The sequence below is a fragment of the Methylobacterium persicinum genome (assembly GCF_022179525.1).
Taxonomy (GTDB): domain Bacteria; phylum Pseudomonadota; class Alphaproteobacteria; order Rhizobiales; family Beijerinckiaceae; genus Methylobacterium; species Methylobacterium persicinum.
The window spans coordinates 261789-278498 of the sequence record NZ_BPQX01000011.1 but is presented as its reverse complement, the minus strand read 5'-3'; the positions used below and the strand labels follow the sequence as shown (position 1 = coordinate 278498).

Genomic DNA, 16710 nt, shown 5'->3' with positions numbered 1-16710 from the left:
GCGGTCCCTCAGAACGGGCGGGGAATCCCGGCGCGTCGTCCTGTCTCAGGAACGCTCCGGGGTGTCCCGCGTCAGCCTCCCGCAGGTGCGCCGGCCCCTTTTGTCCCTTGCCGAGCCGCCAACGGGAGTACGTCCATGTCGCTTCGCCTCGTCCTCGCCTTCGCCGCCGTGGCGACCGCCACCGCCGGACCGGCCCTGGCCACACCCTGCGCCGACGAGGTGAGCACGTTGGAGCGGCGCCTGAACAGCTCCGGTGCGGCGGAAGTCACGGGCACCACGCCCCCGGGCGGCACCACCTCCTCCAATTCCCCCAAGGCGCTCGCGACCCCGCCGAAGCTTACCCCGGGCGACAAGGACGTGAAGCCCACTGCTTCGGGCGTCGATGAGGCGAAGAAGCTCGTCGCCCAGGCGCGGGACGAGGACAAGGCGGGCAATGCCGATGCATGCCGTCAGACCATCATGAAGGCCAAGGAGAAGGCGGGCGCCCTGCCGTAGGGCATTGCCTCGGACACCTGGATCGCGTCGCTCCGCTCGCAAGAACGACGAGGCTTCGTGATCCAGGGATGATAGATTACGCGCGAGTGCGGTTTCAGGCTGATCTGCAACGTCTTTGCGAGCGACAGCGAAGCCACCCAGGGATCCGCTCAGTTCTGGGATGTCCCGCTGCCCTGGATTGCTTTGCTTCGCTCGCAATGACGGAAAGCACGCGATCCAAGGATTGCCGAAACCGCTGTAACGTCTTTTCCGCGGGCGCGACGAGGCTAAAAACCCTCAGCCGCGGCCGACCTCGCGCCGATGCTCGCCGAGGATCCGCCTGATCGTCCCTGCCTCGGAACGGTAGACCACCGTCTCCGTCTGGATCCTGTCCTGGCGGAAACGGACGCCCCGGAGGAGCGACCCGTCGGTGACGCCGGTCGCGGCGACGATGACATCGCCCCCGGCGAGGTCGTTCAGCTCGTATTTCCGGTTGAAGTCCCGGATGCCCATGTCCTGTGCCCGGCGGCGACGCTCGGGCGTGTCGAGGACGAGGCGGGCCTGCATCTGTCCGCCGATGCAGCGCAGGGCGGCGGCGGCGAGCACGCCTTCGGGGGCGGCGCCGGTCCCGAGATAGATGTCGACGCCCGTCTCCTCCGGGCTCGCGGTGAAGATGATCCCGGCCACATCCCCATCGGTGATCAGCCGTACCGATGCGCCGGCTTCGCGGACCTCCGCGATCAGGCTCGCATGTCGGGGGCGGTCGAGGATCAGCGCCGTGATCTGGTCCGGCGGACAGTTCCGGGCACGGGCCAGGGCACGGATGTTCTCGGCCGGGCTCGCGTCGAGATCGACGAGGCCGGCCGGATAGCCGGGGCCGATGGCGATCTTCTGCATGTAGACATCGGGCGCGGCCAGCAGGGCGCCGCGCTGGGCGAGGGCCATGACGGCGATGGCGCCGGGCATGTCCTTGGCGCAGAGGGTCGTGCCCTCCAGGGGATCGACGGCGATATCGACCTCCGGTCCCTCGCCCGAACCGAGACGCTCGCCGATGAAGAGCATCGGCGCCTGATCGCGCTCGCCTTCCCCGATGACGACGGTGCCCCGGATCGGCAGGCCGCCGAGTTCGGCCCGCATCGCATCGACCGCCGCTTGGTCGGCCGCCTTCTCATCGCCCTTGCCGCGCAGGCGTGCCGCGGCGATCGCGGCGCGCTCCGTCACCCTTGCGAGTTCGAGGGCGAGGGTCCGCGGCACGGGCTGCGGCTGCGGGGTTCCGGTCTCGATCATCGTTTCCTGTCCCTCGACGGGCCCGGTCTTCGGCCGGATCCCGGTGCGTCCAGTCCTTGCGCAGCCGCCCGAACCGCGTGTCGACCTAGTTAAGCGATCGCGAACCTGAATATTCGATGTCGGGCGTCTTTGCCGTTCTACTCGCGCTCGATACGGATCAACTGCGGCGATTCCGCGAGCAGCCCGTCCCCGGCGATCGCGTCGAGGGCTTCGCGGATGGCCCCCTCCGTGGCAGCGTAGGTGATGAGCACCAGGGGCACCGGCCGGCCCGAACGGCCGTGCGGGTCGCTGTCCGCCCCCTCGACCCGCCGCTGCAGGATGCTCTCCAGCGAGATCTCGCGCTCGGCCATGCGCTGGGCGACGCCCGCGGCGACGCCGGGCCTGTCGTGAACGGTCAGGCGGATGTAATAGCCGCCCTCATGGCGCTGCATCTCGGCGCGGGCGGGCGCGGCCATGCCGGCGGCCGCCACCCCGAAGGTCGGCCGCACGGTGCCGCGGGCCACATCGGCGATGTCGGCGAAGACGGCCGAGGCGGTGGCCTCGCCCCCGGCGCCGGGGCCGATCAGGGTCAGTTCGCCGACGGCGTCGGCATCGATGGTCACGGCGTTGGTCACGCCCATCACCTGCGCGATGGCCGAGGATTTCGGGACCATCGTCGGGTGGACGCGCTGCTCGATCCCCGCGGGCGTCGATTGCGCAACACCCAAGAGCTTGATCCGGTAGCCGAGCTCGTCGGCCATGCGCAGGTCCAGGGGTTGGACCCGGGAGATGCCCTCGACCGAGACGCCGTCCGCATCCACCTGCGTCCCGAAGGCGAGGCTCGTGAGGATGGCGAGCTTGTGGGCGGTGTCGAAGCCCTCGACGTCGAAGGTCGGGTCGGCCTCGGCGTAGCCCAGGGCCTGCGCGTCCTTGAGGCAGGCCTCGAAGGTCAGGCCTTCGCGCTCCATCCGGCTGAGGATGTAGTTGCAGGTGCCGTTCAGGATTCCATAGACCCGGGACACTGCGTTGCCGGCGAGCCCCTCGCGGAGGGACTTGATCACCGGAATGCCGCCGGCCACCGCCGCCTCGTAGGCTAGGGCGACGCCCGCCGTCTCGGCCGCCCCGGCGAGGGCAGCGCCGTGCTTGGCCAGGAGCGCCTTGTTGGCGGTGACGACGGGCTTGCCGGCGGCCAGCGCGGCCGCGACGGTCTCCCGTGCCGCGCCCTCGGCGCCCCCCATGAGTTCGACGACGGCATCCACCGCGCCCGAGCGCGCTAGGGCGACGGGATCGTCGAACCATTCGACGCCGGCGAGATCGAGGCCGCGGTCGCGGGTCCGGTCCCGGGCGGCGACGGCGGTGACCGTGATATCCAGGCCGGAGGCGCGGAGGGCTTCCCGGCGGCGGGCGATCATGCGGACGACGGCTGCGCCGACGGTGCCGAGACCGGCGACGCCGATGCGAAGAGACTGCGACATGGGACCTTCCGTAGCCGCGGGCGGCGGCTCCCGTGCCGCGCCTCCCGCGATGGGGGGCTCATCGCCCGTGGCGCGCGAATCTGCAAGCTTTCGCGCGGATTTGCCAGGGGTTCCGGCTCGGTCACGGCGGAACGGGCGCCGTTTCGCGGCGCAGGGCGATCAGCACGAGCGCGCCGAGCACCACCGCATTCAGCACATGCCACAGCCAATGCGTCCCGATGGGAATGACCGCGCAGGCGGCCCGGTCGAGGGTGCGGAACGCGAGGGACATAAGGAACAGCAGGGCGACGAGGGCGAGGTGTCTCGCAGTCTTCCTGTCCGGGCCCGTCCGGCGACCGGCGAGGACGGCTGCCACGCCCAGCAGGGCGACGAAGGCCGGGAGATAGTCCAGGGAGCCGTTGGTCATCCGGGCCAGCGGCCACCCGGTCGCGGATTCGAGGGCCGGCGTGAGGGCCACGTCCGCCAGGGCGAAGGCCAGGGTGAGGGGGATGCTCGCCGCAGGACGAAGCCCCAGCAACCGGTGCAGGGCGAGGGCGAAATAGGCGACGACGAACAGCGCGATCGGGATGACGTCGGCGAGCATCGCCCATTGCACGGCGATGGTGTGGAACAGGAAGGAGCCGATCCCGATCACCGCGATCAGGCCGGCGAAGGCGAGGCAGACCCCATCCCGCGCCGTCATGGCCCGCCAGCCCGAGACCGCCGCGGCGACGAGGAAGGCGGCATTGGAGACGGCGCCGAACGGCTCGGCCCAGAACGCGCCGTTCGCCCGTTCGCAATAGGCCCGGATCGGTGCGTCCCAGTCCACTCCCATCTCCTCCGTCCCATGCCGGCATCGGAAACGGCTTGTCAGTGGCGCACGAAGGCCCGATGACGGGCGCGCCTGCCGGATAGGGCCGATGCGCATCACCACTTGGAACGTCAACTCGATCAAGCAGCGGCTTCCGCACCTGCTCGGCTTCCTCGACGAGGCGAAGCCGGACGTTGTCTGCCTGCAGGAGCTGAAATGCCAGGACGAAGCCTTTCCCCGGGCGGAGGTCGAAGCGGCGGGCTACGCCGTCGAGACCCTCGGGCAGAAGGCCTATAACGGCGTCGCCCTTCTGGTGCGGGCACCGCTCGCCATGTCCGAGATCCGCCGCGGCCTGCCGGGCGACGAGGAGGATGTGCAGGCCCGCTACATCGAGGCCCTCGTCACGGGGGAGGGTGCCTCGCCGGTGCGCGTCGCCTCGATCTATCTGCCGAACGGCAACCCCGTCGACAGCCCGAAATACCCGTACAAGCTCGCCTTCCTCGAACGGCTGCGCCTCCACGCCCGCGCCCTGGCGCAGGCTGAGATCCCGGTGGTGCTCGCGGGCGATTATAACGTCATCCCCGAGCCCGCCGATGCAGCGGATCCGGAGGCGTGGCGCAGCGACGCCCTGTTCCTGCAACCCTCCCGCGCCGCCTTCCGCGCTCTCCTGGCGGAGGGCTACACGGACGGCCTGCGCGCCTGCGACCCCCGGGACGGGCTCTACACGTTCTGGGATTATCAGGCCGGATGCTGGTCGCGGAACCAGGGAATCCGCATCGATCATCTGCTGCTCTCGCCGCAGGCCGCCGACCGACTTATCTCCGCCTCGGTGCAGAAGCATCTCCGCGGGCTGGACAAGCCCTCCGACCACGTCCCCGTGACCGTCGAGCTTGCCGCCCCCTGACAGACAGCCAGAGGATACGATGATCGTCTACGGTACCAGCGTCTCGCCCTACGTGAGGAAGGTCCTCGTCGCCCTATTCGAGAAGGGCGTCACGTTCGAGCACAAGCCGGTGCCCTTCCACGCGGAGGATCCCGGATTCCAGGCCGCGAGCCCCCGGGGCAAGATCCCGGCTCTCGACGACGATGGCTTCCTCCTGGCCGATTCCAGCGCCATCGTGCACTACATCGAAGCCAAGCACCCACAGCCCGCCCTGATCCCCACCGGGGCGAAAGATCTCGGCCGCGCCGTTTGGTTCGACGAGTACGGCGACGTCGAACTGTTCCCCACCCTCATCGTCCCGTTCGTGGAGCGCTTCCTGAAGCCGCGCCTGATGAACACCGCGGGCGACGAGGCGAAGGCGCAGGCGTCCATCGACAAGGATTTCCCGCCGCTCTTCGATTACCTCGAGGGTCAGATCACGGGGGATTATCTGGTCGGCAACGCGTTCAGCATCGCGGACATTTCGGTCGCGACCAGCTTTCACAACCTGCGGCTCATCAAGTTCGAGGTGGACGCCTCCCGCTGGCCGAAGCTCGCGGCTTACGTCGCAAAGATCCTGGAGCGGCCGTCCTTCGTGTCGGCGATCGCGGCGGCCAAGAACTGACCACCCGGTCTCCCTCCCCCCACTGCGGGGGAGGGTTTCACGATGGATCTCACCCCCGGCCTCATTCGGCGTGGGGGTGGGATCGCCGGGTCGGCGTTTCTCACCGCGTCCGCCGGCCAACCCTCACCGCCGCTTGATCGACCCCACGGTCTGGAGCTGCGTCTGCGCGTCGTTCCGGTCGTCCTGGCTCGCGGCGGCCCAGTTCTTGTCGTAGAGGGCCACAATCCAGTCGTCCTTGCGCCCCTGGGCCCCGTCCCGGGCCAGGGTGAGCCAGACGAGGCCCCTGACGCGCTGCTGCGGCACGCCGCCGGCGCCGTTGACCAGCATGTCGCCGAGCAGCGCCTGGGCCGGGTGATGCCCCTTTTCAGCCGCGAGGTTGAACCACCGGGCCGCCTGCCGGGGATCCGCCTCGACGCCGTTGCCGTCGAGATAGAGCCGGGCGAGGTTGTACTGCGCGTTCGGATCGCCGTAATACGACGCCGCATAGTTGAACATGTCGTAGGCGCGCTCGGGGTTCGGGCGGACATAGGTGCCCTTGATCCCGTCGAGGAAGTACGAGCCGAGCGCGGTGAACGCGCTTCCCGTCACAGCCGCGTTCTGCGGGTCGCCCTCGTCCGTGCTGGCGTCGGCGATCCGTGAGAAGAACTCGAACGCCTTCAGGTCGTCGTGGGGCACGCCGTCGCCCTCGGCATACATGCGGCCGAGCTTCCACAAAGCCAGGGCGTGGCCCTGGCCGGCGGCATATTCGAGGGCGCGGGCGGCGCCTTCCTTGTCGCCCGCATTGTACTCGCGCACCCCGGCCCGCAGGGCTTCCCGTGCCGAGCGGTAGCCCTTCTCGGCCGCCGCCGGCACCGGTGTCCGCACGAAGGCGTCCAGAGCCGTCGAGGGCTGGGCCTGCAGGAGCAGGGCGCCGGCCAGGGCCGCGAGGACGATCGTGCGAAGCCGGCGCGGGGGAGCCCCGGCCGGTCCGCACCGGCTGAGGGCTGCCCTAGACGTCAGCATAGCTCTCCGTCTCCTGCGCCCCACCCGGATGGGTGACGGCGCCGTGCAGAGCGGGGCCGACCTGCTGCGCGTATTTCCAGAGATAGCCGGAGGTCGCGGCGTTCGTCCGCGGCGCCCACGCCTTGCGGCGCTCGGCCAGTTCCTCGTCGCTCAGGGCCACCGACAACGTGCCGTCGATGGCGTTGAGGGTGATCATGTCGCCGTCCTTGAGCAGGCCGATGGGGCCGCCGACGGCAGCCTCGGGCCCGACATGGCCGACGCAGAAGCCGCGGGTGGCGCCGGAGAACCGCCCGTCGGTGATGAGGGCGACCTTCGAGCCCATGCCCTGGCCGTAGAGGGCAGCGGTGGTGGAGAGCATCTCGCGCATGCCGGGGCCGCCGCGCGGCCCCTCGTAGCGGATGACCAGCACGTCGCCTTCCTTGTAGGAGCGGGACTGCACGGCCGCGAAGCAGGCCTCCTCGCCGTCGAACACCCGGGCCGGGCCGGTGAAGACCTGCGCCTCCTGCGGCATTCCGGCGACCTTCACGATCGCGCCCTCGGGGGCGAGGTTGCCCTTCAGGCCGACGACGCCGCCGGTCGGGGTGATCGGCTGGTTGGCCGGGCGCACCACGTCCTGGTCGGGGTTCCAACCGACCTTCTCCAGGTTCTCGGCGATGGTCCGGCCGGTGACGGTCAGGCAGTCGCCGTGCAGGAAGCCGTGGTCCAAGAGGGTCTTCATCAGCAGCGGGATGCCGCCGACCTCGAACATGTCCTTGGCAACGTAGCGCCCGCCGGGCTTGAGGTCGGCGATATACGGCGTGCGCCGGAAGATCTCGGCGACGTCGAACAGCGTGAACTCGATGCCGCATTCATGGGCGATGGCCGGCAGGTGAAGCGCGGCGTTGGTCGAGCCGCCAGAGGCCGCCACCGTGGCGGCGGCGTTCTCCAGGGCCTTGCGGGTCACGATGTCCCGGGGGCGGATCTGCTTGGCGAGCAGCTCCATCACCTTCTCGCCCGCGGTGGCGCAGAACTTGTCGCGGATCTCGTAGGGCGCCGGGGCGCCGGCCGAGTAGGGCAGGGCAAGGCCGATGGCCTCGGATACCGTCGCCATCGTGTTGGCGGTGAACTGCGCGCCGCAGGCCCCGGCCGACGGACAGGCGACCTGCTCCAACTCGTCGAGGTCCTCCAGGCTCATGTCGCCCACGGCGACCTTGCCCACGGCCTCGAACAGGTCCTGCACGGTCACAGGCTTGCCCCGGAACGAGCCGGGCAGGATCGAACCGCCGTAGATGAAGATCGACGGCACGTTGAGGCGCACCATCGCCATCATCATGCCCGGCAGGGACTTGTCGCAGCCGGCGAGCCCGACGAGGGCGTCGTAGGCATGGCCGCGCATGGTCAGCTCGACCGAGTCGGCAATGACCTCGCGGGAGGGCAGGGAGGCGCGCATGCCGCCGTGGCCCATGGCGATGCCGTCGGTGACGGTGATGGTGCAGAATTCGCGCGGCGTGCCGCTGGCGGCGGCGACGCCCTTTTTCACCGCCTGCGCTTGGCGCATCAGCGAGATGTTGCAGGGCGCGGCCTCGTTCCAGCACGAGGCGACGCCGACCAGCGGCTGGTGAATCTGCTCACGGGTCAGGCCCATGGCGTAGAGGTACGAGCGGTGGGGGGCGCGGTCCGGCCCCTCGGTCACGTGGCGGCTCGGCAGCTTCGACTTGTCGTTCAAACGCGCGTCCATGACCAACACCGCAGCTTCGCTTCGCCCTCTCGGAGGGGACAGCGCGGCGCGGCCCATCGCTCACGGCGATGCGCCGATCCCTGTCCGCTCTCTTCGGAGGCTGACTTTTGTACTCGGTAAATCTTTGGCAAGACTGCCGTTTACCGCGGGTGCCGAAGTGGGCTTGGACTATGGCGGGATCGCGGCGCCCACGCGCAGGATCGGGGGCAGTGCCGGGATGCTTTTGCGGTGTTGCGACCCCGCCACAGCCACGCTTTCGGGGCTGGGAAAGCACGAGGGTCGCGGGTGACTGGCGCCTGTGGTCTCCCGCCGTCATTGCGAATGCAGGGACGGAATCCAAGAAGCCGCCACCTTCTGAGGAGTCCCTCTGCCCTGGATTGCTTCGCTTCGCTTGCAATGACGGCGATGGGTTGAAGGTGCCTACGCGGCCCCGGCGTGGGGGGCGGGCACTTCCGTCGAGATGGCATCGACGGTGCGCGGCATCGGGCTGCCTTGGCCGTCAGAGCGCTGGATGCGGATCTGCTGGTTGACGGGCTGCATGTTGCCGTAGGGCGTCGAGAAGGCGATCTCGGCCGCGTCCCGGCCAACGCCGATGCGCACGAGGCCGTCCGGGTCGGCCTGCCTCGTCGCGTCGAACAGCCACCAGCGCCCATCGAGATAGGCCTCGAACACCGCGTGGAAGTCGCTCGGCACGAGGCCGTGGGCGTAGCAGCTCACGAACCGCGCCGGGATGCCCAGCGCCCGGCAGAAGGCCGTGCCGAGATGGGCGAAGTCCCGGCAGACGCCCGCCCGCTTCAGCAGGCTCTCGTCAGCGGTGGTCTGCTCGTCGCTGGCGCCGGGCTGGTAGGCGAGGTGATCGTGGATCCAGTTGCAGATCGCGTTGACCCGCTGGTGGCCCTTCGGCAGGGCCCCGAACTCCGCCTGGGCGAAGGGCGTCAGGCGGTCGGAGGACACGAAACGGCTCGGCAGGAGATAGGGCAGAATGTCGATCGGCAGCTTGGCGACCGGCGTCTCTTGGATCGTCGCCGGGTCGCACCGGTGGACGGTGAGATCGACCTCCGCTTGGTATTCCAGGGAGAACGGCCCGGTGGGTACGTTCACCCCCAGGTAGCGGTTCTGCGTGTCGGGGTGGATGTAGATCTCACGTTTGAGATCGGGCGCCAGGACCAGGCTCTCGCTGATGATCTCGACGCTCTTCAGCTTCGCGACTTCAAGATTAAAGATGAACGTCGTGTCCGCCAGGATGTTGTAGGACAGGCTGCAACCCAGCGTATAGCGCATCGCGGACTCTCTGCTGTCGTGGTCTTCCCACCACGGCAAAGCGGCCTGCCCCGTTACGGTTCCGCTTCGTGCTGCCCGAAATAGCGTCGCCCCGTCAGGCTTTTGCCCGCGGCAGAAGCACCACCGTCAGGGAGCGGACGCCCTGAGCCCCGTGGATCAGCACACCCTCGATGTCGGCGGTGGCCGACGGGCCCGTATGCAGCACGGCATAGGCTGCCCGCCCGAACTCCGGCCGGCGGTAGGCTGCCTGCACGTTGGGCAGGATGTCGGCGGGGTCGAGGAGCACCACGAGGTGCTGCGCGAGGTAGGCCACCGAGTTCACGACGAGTTCGTCCTGCGTGAACAGCACGGAACCCGTTTCCGCGATGCCGAACACCGCCCGGACCACGGCCACGTCCACGTCGTCCACGTCCTGCGCGCGGGCGACGGCCGCGAGGTTGCGGTTGCCGGTCACCTCCGGCGCCGCCGAGGCGAGCACCTTCGCCCCCGCGAGGCGCTCGCGCACCCCGGCGAGGGGATCGTCCGCCCCGGCCTCGCAGACGAGGCCGCCCATGCGCTTCAGCCGCTCGCCGAACTCGGCCACCAGATCGTCGCCGACGAGGGGCGGGAAGAGCGGCACGTCCGGCAGCGGATAATCCCCGGCCGGGCGGTTGGCCCGGATCGAGGCGAGGATGGAGTCGCGGGCGCTCACGCCTTGCCGCCCTTCATGCGGTTCTCCTTGTACCAGGCATGGAAGCTCTGGCGGGGCGCGTCGGGCATCTCGCGCTTGCGGCCCCAGGTATTGAGGGAATTGTACACCGCGAAGCGCGGCAGCACCTTCAGGGCCGAGTCGGCCGCGCCGATGGCGGCCCGGTAGGCGGCAGGCCGTGACAGCATCGCGCCCGCGGCCTTCATCATCCCCTGCTTGAGCACGGGGATCTGATGCTCCTCGACCAGCACCTTGCGCCACGCGAAGATCTGCTCGTGGATGTTGATCTTCACCGGGCAGACGTTGGTGCAGGAGCCGTTCATCGTCGAGGAGAACGGCAGCGTCGAATACTTCCGCTTGTTGAAGGTCGGATCGATGATCAGGCCGATCGGCCCGGCATAGGTCGCCCCGTAGGAGAGGCCGCCCGACCGCCGGTAGACCGGGCAGGTGTTCATGCAGGCACCGCAGCGGATGCATTTGAGGGAGGTCCAGAACTCCTCCATCCCGAGCCGGGCCGAGCGGCCGTTATCCACCAGCACGTAGTGCATCTCGGTGCCCTTCCGGGGGCCCCGGAAGTGCGAGGTGTACTGGGTGATGGGCGAGCCCAGGGCCGAGCGGGAGAGCAGCCGGATGAAGACGCCCAGATGCTCGACCTTCGGGATGATCTTCTCGATGCCGATCGAATGGATCTGCAGGGGCGGGACGTTGCCCGACAGGTCGGCATTGCCCTCGTTGGTGCAGGTGACGACGCTGCCGGTTTCCGCGATGGCGAAGTTGCAGCCGGTCATGCCGGCATCCGCGTTCAGGATGTAGGGCCGCGTCGTCTCGCGCTGCCGCTCGGCGAGGTAATGGGCGTCGTCGTTGTCGGGATCGGTGCCCAGGGTCTTGGCGAAGACTGCCGCCACGTCGAGGCGTGTCTTGTGGACGGCCGGGGCCACGACATGGCTCGGCTCCTCGTTGTCGAGCTGCTGGATGCGCTCGCCAAGATCGGTTTCGATGATCTCGATGCCTTCCGCCCCCATGAAGTGGCGGAAGCCGCATTCCTCGGTGAGCATCGACTTGGACTTCACCAGCGTCTTCGCCTCGTGGCGGCGCAGGATGTCGAGGACGATGCGGTTGTGCTCTGCCCCGTCCGCCGCCCAGTGGACGTGGACGCCGTTCGCCTTGGCCGCCGCCTCGAACTGCTCGAGGTAGCGGTCGAGGTGGCTCAGGGTGTGGGTCTTGATCTCCGAGGCGAGGTCGCGAAGCTCCTCCCATTCGGGGATGCCGTGGGCCGCGACGTCGCGCTTCTTGCGCAGGTCCCACAGGCGTTCGTCATGGGCCGCCTGATGCAGTGGCGCCGCGAGGAAGCGTTCCGCCGCCTCGGCCTGGTCCACCGGCCGGTTGCCGCGAATCTTCGCGCCCCGGGGCTGCGGTTCGCGGACGGCGGGGGCGCGCACGGGCTTGGAGGCCCCTTCCGCATGGCGAAGACGGCGCCCGTCCTGATCGCGCTCGCTCTCGTCGTCCGGCGGCCGGACCTCCGGGTGGATCACGCCGTCACGGATGTTCGGATCGAGATTGTCGGCGCTCATGCGGTGGCCCCGTTCAGCACCTGGGCAATATGAATGTACCGGAGCGGCAGGCCGAGGCGTTCGGCACAGCCCTTCTGGTGCATCATGCAGGACGAATCGGCCGAGACGACGTATGCGGCGCCGGCCCGGTTCTGATCGGCCACCTTGTCGTAGCCCATCTTGGCGGAGACCGCCGGCTCGAAGACCGAGAAGGTGCCGCCGAAGCCGCAGCACTCGTCCGGCCTCGCGATGTCCACGATCTCGACGCCCTTCACGAGGCGCAGGAGATCAAGCGGCTTCGAGAAGAACGGCTTGACGATCTCCGAAGGCCTGGCATGGCCGATGCCCCGCAGGGCATTGCAGTTGCCGTGATAGGCGACCTTATGGGGGAATTCGGCCCAGGGCAGCTCTTCGACCTTCAGGACGTCGTGCAGGAATTCCACGAGTTCGAAGGTGTTCGCCCGGACCTTCTTCACCTCGTCCGTCTGCGGGATGGCGGTGAGGTGCGTCCGGACATGGTGGACGCAGGAGCCCGAGGGCGCGACGACGTAGTCGAACCCGGAAAAATTCTCGACGAACAGGGCCTCGGTGGCCGCCGCCTCGGCATGGCAGCCGGTATTGGCCATCGGCTGGCCGCAGCACGTCTGGTCGAACGGATACTCGACGGTGCAGCCGAGACGCTCGAGCAACTCGAGGGTGGCGATGCCGACCTCAGGTTCGAAGGCGTCGACGTAACACGGCACGAACAGTCCGACCCGCATCGTGCGAAAACCTCCCCGCCGTCCCTCGCTGGAACGGTTCGAAACGATAGTCCGGTCTACCGGAGATGGCGCGCCTTGGCGAGGGAGGCGGGTGTCGCGGCGGATCCGGGTGGAAGGCCGCAGACGGCTGCTCGCCGAGGTTGCAATGCCCCGCGCGCTTGATTTCCAAGGTGGCACGGGGGATGGACAGTTTGGACCTCCTCCAATCGAGACATCGCCCCATGGAAGAATTGCTCGCCCGCGTCTGTGCCCGCACGGGGCTCGATGCCGCGACTGCCCAGACCGCCGTCGGCCACATCCTCGCCTTCCTGCAGAAGGAGGGGCCGGAGCCTCAGGTGAGTCAGCTGATGGCGGCGCTGCCCGGTTCCGACACCCTGGTCGCCGACGCGAATGCGGGTGAGGCCGGTGGCGGCGGTGGCCTGATGGGCATGCTCGGCGGCATGCTCGGTGGCGGCGGCGTCATGGCGCTGGGCCAGAAGCTGATGGCGGCCGGGGTGCCGATGGGCCAGATGCAGCCCCTGGGTCAGGAACTGTTCGCCGTCGGCCGCGAGAAAGCTGGTGAAGATGTCATGGGGCCGATCGTCGGTTCGATACCTGGTTTGAATCAGTTCGTCTGATGGCCGATACAGTTTTCGCGGCGCGCATCAGGGCGTGCCGCGGGAATTGTGCGATATCGCACTGCAATAGGCGGTGGCTGAGGCGAGGATTAAAAAAATCGTTTCCGACAGAAAGCTTGGCGGAACCGATTCACACAATCCCCGTTGTTCAGGTGCGCGGTCAGGCTCCAAGGTGAGAGGCCTGCCGCAGCTTCCCGCAGGCCGACCATGCCCGTCTTCGACGCCAAGAATCTGGACAGAGAGTTCGAAGGTCAGGCACTGCTTGGCGCGCTTCTTCATCCGACCCGGGGTGCGCGCACCCGGGCGCTCCGCCTCGGCCGCCGCAGGGCCGAGCGGAATTCCATGATGGCCGATCCCTTCGCGATCGAGCCGCGCTTCCCGATGACCGGCGACGATCTCACGCCGGTGACCGTTCCCTCCACCTGAACGGACGGCGGGGCTCACCAGGCCTGAGGCGTCACGACGCCCTGCCGGGTGACGACGACCCATTGCCGGCCCTGGCGCTCGATCGCCTCGACCCGCCCCGCTCCCGGCAGCATGTCGCCCGGCATCACCTGGAACAGGCGGCGGCTGCGGTTCTCGATAATGGCGGCGCCTTCAAAGATGTCCCTGAGGGCGTACTGCTCCAGCACGCCCGGCTTGGCCGGCGCAGCAGCTTTCACGGGCTCGGGCTGGCGAACCTCGGCCTGCTTGACCTCGACCGGCTTCGCCTCGACGGTTTTGGCGTCCCGTGGCTCCGGGAGGCTGCCGGTCTGCGTCGGCTCGGCCTTCGCCGGGGCCAGACGGGCCGGTTGGGGCGCCGTCGCGGCCGCTGTCATGGCCGCCATCCGAGCCGCGTGTTCGCGCTCAGCTTGGTCGAGCTTCTCGGCAAGGCTGGCGAGCTTCGCCGTCAGGCTGCGGTCGAGCTGGGCGATACGCTCGTTCAGAGTGTTGCCCTTGGCGCTGTCCTTCCGGGCAGCCTCCGAGGCGGTCCGCAGATCACCCACCGTCTGGTCGAGCCGGGCGAGGGTGGCGGCGATCTTCGCGCCGTCGTTGCGCTGGCTCTCCACCGCCGACGCCAGAGAGGCGACGGCATTGGCCGAGCCGTGGTCGCGGGAGGCCGCGCCGAAGCCGAGCATGGCCCCAAGCGCCAGGGCGCTCCCCGCCACAGCGACGAGGCGGGATTCCGCGCGCATCAGCGTCTGGGCGAACCGCCGGGGCGCGGCGAGGACCGCCGGCTTGACCGGGGCGGCCTCGACCTTGGCCGCCTCCGGCGCGTCCTTTTTCGTGGCGTCAATCTTCGGTGTCTCGTCCGTCGGTGCCGTCGGCTTGGCTTCAGTCATCGTCCGGCCCTCCCGCTCGCAGGCTGTGCTGTAAGCAGTCGTTAAGGACGTTTCTTTACGAAATCCTTACCAGTGGATCGGGCCCGGATTGACGTGGCTCAGGCCGCCAGCCCGCGCTTCTTCAGCAGCGGCGCGATGCTCGGCATCCGGCCGCGGAAGGCGGTGTAGGCCTCCCGGGGGTCGCGGAGGTTGCCGGCGCCGTAGACGAAGGTCCGAAGGCGCCGGGCGGTCTCCGGGTCGAAGATGTCGCCGGCCTCGCGGAAGGCGTCGAAGGCGTCGGCGTCGAGGACTTCCGACCACAGGTAGCTGTAGTAGCCCGCCGCATAGCCCTCGCCGCCGAAGATATGGGCGAAGTGGGGGGAGCGGTGGCGCATGCCGATCTCCGCGGGGATCGCGATCCGCCGGAGGGCGTCGGCCTCGAAGGCCGGCACGTCGAGCCCGGCTTCGCCGTCGGCCGACAGGTGAAGCGTCATGTCGACCAGCGCCGAGGCCGTGTACTCCACCGTCGCGAAACCCTGGTTGAAGGCCCGCGCTGCCAGGAGCTTTGCGAGGAGATCCTCCGGCATCGGGGCGCCGGTCTCGTGGTGCCGGGCATGGGCGCGCAGGATCTCGGGCTGTTCGAGCCAGTGCTCGTAGAGCTGCGAGGGCAACTCGACGAAATCCCCCGACACCGAGGTGCCCGCGAGCAGCGGGTAGGTCACGTCCGAAAGGAGCCCGTGCAGGCCGTGGCCGAATTCGTGGAACAGGGTGCGGGCGTCGTCGAAGGAGAGCAACGTCGGCTGGCCCTCCGGCGCCTTGGCGAAGTTCATGACGTTGACGATGATCGGCGTGACGACGCCGGTCAGCTTCTCCTGCGAGCGGAACGCGCTCATCCAGGCGCCCGAGCGCTTGGACGGGCGGGCGAAGTAGTCGCCCAGGAACAGGCCGACCTCCCGGCCCTCCGTGTCGCCGACGCGCCAGACGCGGACGTCCGGGTGGTAGCGCGGGACGTCGTGCAATTCCTCGAAGGTCAGGCCGAACAGGCGGGTGGCGGTGTCGAACGCCGCCGCGATCATCCGCTCCAAAGGCAGGTAGGCCTTGATCTCACCCTCGTCGAGATCGTGCTCGGCCCGGCGCAGCTTCTCGGCATAGTGGCGCCAATCATGGGCCCGCAGGTCGAAGTTGTGCCCCTCCTGCTGGACGAGGGCCTGGAGCCGGTCTCGCTCCTCGATGGCCCGGGCGCGGGCGGGCGTCCAGACATCGCGCAGCAATTCCATCGCGGCGTCCGGGCTCGCCGCCATCGTGTCGGCGAGCTTGAAATGAGCGAAGCTCTCGAAGCCCAGGAGCCTGGCCCGCTCGGCCCGGAGCTTCACGATCTCGGCCATCACGGCGCGGTTGTCCGTGGGCCCGCCGGATTCGCCCCGGTGGATCCAGGCCTCGTAGGCCCGCTCGCGCAGGTCGCGCCGGGTCGAGAAGACCAGGAACGGCTCGATCAGCGAGCGGGAGAGGGTGATGACGTGGCCTTCGAGACCCCGCTCCCGGGCGGCGCTCGCCGCGGCCGCGCGGAGGAAGGGCGGCAGTCCCGCGAGGTCGTCCTCACCCTCCAGGGGCAGGGTGAAGCCGCTCTCGTCCGCCAGCAGGTTCTGGCTGAACCGGGTCGCGAGTTCCGACAGGCGCTCCGCGATGGCCGCCATGCGCTCCTTGGCATCCGGGGCGAGTTCGGCGCCGGCCCGCCGGAAGCGGATGCGATATCGCTCGAGCACCCGCCGCTCTTCCGCGCCCAGGCCCTCGGCCTCGGCATCGACGGCCGAGATCCGCGCCCAGAGCAGGGGATTGAGATAGATCGAGCTGCCATGCCGGGCGAGCTTCGGGCCCACGGCCCGCTCGATCGCCTGGAGCTCCGGGTTCGTGTGGCTGCCTGTGAGATTGTAGAAGACGCCCGCGACCCGATCGAGGGCGAGGCCCGCACGCTCCATGGCCGCCACGGTGTTGGCGAAGGACGGTGGGGCCGTGTCGCCGGCGATGGCGGCGATCTCCCCCTCGTGCTTGGCGAGGGCGGCCTCGAAGGCGGGCAGGTAATGCTCGGGCCGGATCTGCTCGAAGGGGGGCAACTCGTAGGGTGTGCCCCAGCGCGCCTGCGCGAAGGGGTTGTCCTGCGGAAGGCTCTCGAGCCCGGCGGCGAGGGTATCCGGCATTCGCATTCCCGATGGGGCGCCGTGCCCCTGCCCCTGTTTTGGTCCG

16 protein-coding genes are annotated in these 16710 nt (G+C 69.1%); 5 read left to right on the top strand and 11 right to left on the bottom strand.

The window, feature by feature from the left end; all coding sequences use genetic code 11:
* Positions 1 to 135: 135 nt before the first annotated feature.
* Positions 136 to 495, top strand: coding sequence for a hypothetical protein (locus MFF22_RS03595; RefSeq protein ID WP_238247565.1), 360 nt, complete (start codon positions 136 to 138; stop codon positions 493 to 495).
* Positions 496 to 771: 276 nt separating this feature from the next.
* Here the strand turns inward: MFF22_RS03595 and glpX are convergent, their stop codons facing one another.
* The 3 genes from glpX to MFF22_RS03580 form a co-directional block, all read right to left on the bottom strand.
* Entirely contained in the window at positions 772 to 1761 is a 990-nt protein-coding gene (glpX, locus tag MFF22_RS03590) for a class II fructose-bisphosphatase (RefSeq protein WP_238247564.1), read from the bottom strand.
* Positions 1762 to 1898: 137 nt separating this feature from the next.
* A complete protein-coding gene (locus MFF22_RS03585; RefSeq protein WP_238247563.1) occupies positions 1899 to 3215 on the bottom strand; it encodes a homoserine dehydrogenase in 1317 nt (438 codons plus the stop codon).
* Positions 3216 to 3336: 121 nt separating this feature from the next.
* A complete protein-coding gene (locus MFF22_RS03580; protein ID WP_238247562.1) occupies positions 3337 to 4029 on the bottom strand; it encodes a ceramidase domain-containing protein in 693 nt (230 codons plus the stop codon).
* Between the two features lie 85 nt (positions 4030 to 4114).
* Here MFF22_RS03580 and xth point away from each other — a divergent pair, with 85 nt between their 5' ends.
* Positions 4115 to 4909: an exodeoxyribonuclease III gene (gene xth / locus MFF22_RS03575; protein ID WP_238247561.1), complete on the top strand. Its 795-nt coding sequence runs from the start codon at positions 4115 to 4117 to the stop codon at positions 4907 to 4909.
* Positions 4910 to 4928: 19 nt separating this feature from the next.
* A complete protein-coding gene (locus tag MFF22_RS03570; protein WP_238247560.1) occupies positions 4929 to 5552 on the top strand; it encodes a glutathione S-transferase family protein in 624 nt (207 codons plus the stop codon).
* Between the two features lie 123 nt (positions 5553 to 5675).
* Here MFF22_RS03570 and MFF22_RS03565 read toward each other — a convergent pair whose 3' ends face one another.
* The 6 genes from MFF22_RS03565 to MFF22_RS03540 all read right to left on the bottom strand — a co-directional run bounded on the left by MFF22_RS03565 (position 5676) and on the right by MFF22_RS03540 (position 12551).
* The gene (locus MFF22_RS03565; RefSeq protein ID WP_238247559.1) at positions 5676 to 6554 is read right to left on the bottom strand and encodes a tetratricopeptide repeat protein; all 879 of its coding nucleotides are present in this window, start codon (positions 6552 to 6554) and stop codon (positions 5676 to 5678) included.
* The gene (gene ilvD / locus MFF22_RS03560) at positions 6541 to 8271 is read right to left on the bottom strand and encodes a dihydroxy-acid dehydratase (protein WP_238247558.1); all 1731 of its coding nucleotides are present in this window, start codon (positions 8269 to 8271) and stop codon (positions 6541 to 6543) included. Before ilvD ends, MFF22_RS03565 begins: the two co-directional genes overlap by 14 nt.
* A gap of 420 nt (positions 8272 to 8691) precedes the next feature.
* Positions 8692 to 9552 carry a transglutaminase-like domain-containing protein gene (locus tag MFF22_RS03555; RefSeq protein WP_238247557.1) on the bottom strand — a complete coding sequence of 287 codons (861 nt, stop codon included), beginning with the start codon at positions 9550 to 9552 and terminating at the stop codon, positions 8692 to 8694.
* A gap of 94 nt (positions 9553 to 9646) precedes the next feature.
* Entirely contained in the window at positions 9647 to 10243 is a 597-nt protein-coding gene (locus MFF22_RS03550) for a LutC/YkgG family protein (RefSeq protein WP_238247556.1), read from the bottom strand.
* Positions 10240 to 11811 carry a lactate utilization protein B gene (locus tag MFF22_RS03545; protein WP_238247555.1) on the bottom strand — a complete coding sequence of 524 codons (1572 nt, stop codon included), beginning with the start codon at positions 11809 to 11811 and terminating at the stop codon, positions 10240 to 10242. Before MFF22_RS03545 ends, MFF22_RS03550 begins: the two co-directional genes overlap by 4 nt.
* Positions 11808 to 12551, bottom strand: coding sequence for a (Fe-S)-binding protein (locus tag MFF22_RS03540; protein ID WP_238247554.1), 744 nt, complete (start codon positions 12549 to 12551; stop codon positions 11808 to 11810). Before MFF22_RS03540 ends, MFF22_RS03545 begins: the two co-directional genes overlap by 4 nt.
* Before the next feature lie 221 nt (positions 12552 to 12772).
* Here MFF22_RS03540 and MFF22_RS03535 point away from each other — a divergent pair, with 221 nt between their 5' ends.
* Positions 12773 to 13168, top strand: a complete 396-nt coding sequence (locus MFF22_RS03535) for a DUF2267 domain-containing protein (RefSeq protein WP_238247623.1) — start codon at positions 12773 to 12775, stop codon at positions 13166 to 13168.
* Between the two features lie 207 nt (positions 13169 to 13375).
* Positions 13376 to 13594, top strand: a complete 219-nt coding sequence (locus tag MFF22_RS03530; RefSeq protein WP_238247553.1) for a hypothetical protein — start codon at positions 13376 to 13378, stop codon at positions 13592 to 13594.
* Positions 13595 to 13608: 14 nt separating this feature from the next.
* Here the strand turns inward: MFF22_RS03530 and MFF22_RS03525 are convergent, their stop codons facing one another.
* The gene (locus tag MFF22_RS03525; protein WP_238247552.1) at positions 13609 to 14490 is read right to left on the bottom strand and encodes a hypothetical protein; all 882 of its coding nucleotides are present in this window, start codon (positions 14488 to 14490) and stop codon (positions 13609 to 13611) included.
* A gap of 98 nt (positions 14491 to 14588) precedes the next feature.
* The gene (locus MFF22_RS03520) at positions 14589 to 16664 is read right to left on the bottom strand and encodes a M3 family metallopeptidase (RefSeq protein ID WP_238247551.1); all 2076 of its coding nucleotides are present in this window, start codon (positions 16662 to 16664) and stop codon (positions 14589 to 14591) included.
* Positions 16665 to 16710 lie beyond the last annotated feature (46 nt).

Coding starts and splice junctions, on each gene's coding strand:
- MFF22_RS03585 (WP_238247563.1), bottom strand. CDS start 3,215: ATGTCGCAGTCTCTTCGCATCGGCGTCGCCGGTCTCGGCACCGTCGGC.
- MFF22_RS03540 (WP_238247554.1), bottom strand. CDS start 12,551: ATGCGGGTCGGACTGTTCGTGCCGTGTTACGTCGACGCCTTCGAACCT.
- MFF22_RS03530 (WP_238247553.1), top strand. CDS start 13,376: ATGCCCGTCTTCGACGCCAAGAATCTGGACAGAGAGTTCGAAGGTCAG.
- MFF22_RS03555 (WP_238247557.1), bottom strand. CDS start 9,552: ATGCGCTATACGCTGGGTTGCAGCCTGTCCTACAACATCCTGGCGGAC.
- MFF22_RS03525 (WP_238247552.1), bottom strand. CDS start 14,490: ATGACTGAAGCCAAGCCGACGGCACCGACGGACGAGACACCGAAGATT.
- MFF22_RS03520 (WP_238247551.1), bottom strand. CDS start 16,664: ATGCCGGATACCCTCGCCGCCGGGCTCGAGAGCCTTCCGCAGGACAAC.
- ilvD (WP_238247558.1), bottom strand. CDS start 8,271: ATGGACGCGCGTTTGAACGACAAGTCGAAGCTGCCGAGCCGCCACGTG.
- MFF22_RS03535 (WP_238247623.1), top strand. CDS start 12,773: ATGGAAGAATTGCTCGCCCGCGTCTGTGCCCGCACGGGGCTCGATGCC.
- MFF22_RS03595 (WP_238247565.1), top strand. CDS start 136: ATGTCGCTTCGCCTCGTCCTCGCCTTCGCCGCCGTGGCGACCGCCACC.
- MFF22_RS03565 (WP_238247559.1), bottom strand. CDS start 6,554: ATGCTGACGTCTAGGGCAGCCCTCAGCCGGTGCGGACCGGCCGGGGCT.
- glpX (WP_238247564.1), bottom strand. CDS start 1,761: ATGATCGAGACCGGAACCCCGCAGCCGCAGCCCGTGCCGCGGACCCTC.
- xth (WP_238247561.1), top strand. CDS start 4,115: ATGCGCATCACCACTTGGAACGTCAACTCGATCAAGCAGCGGCTTCCG.
- MFF22_RS03545 (WP_238247555.1), bottom strand. CDS start 11,811: ATGAGCGCCGACAATCTCGATCCGAACATCCGTGACGGCGTGATCCAC.
- MFF22_RS03570 (WP_238247560.1), top strand. CDS start 4,929: ATGATCGTCTACGGTACCAGCGTCTCGCCCTACGTGAGGAAGGTCCTC.
- MFF22_RS03580 (WP_238247562.1), bottom strand. CDS start 4,029: ATGGGAGTGGACTGGGACGCACCGATCCGGGCCTATTGCGAACGGGCG.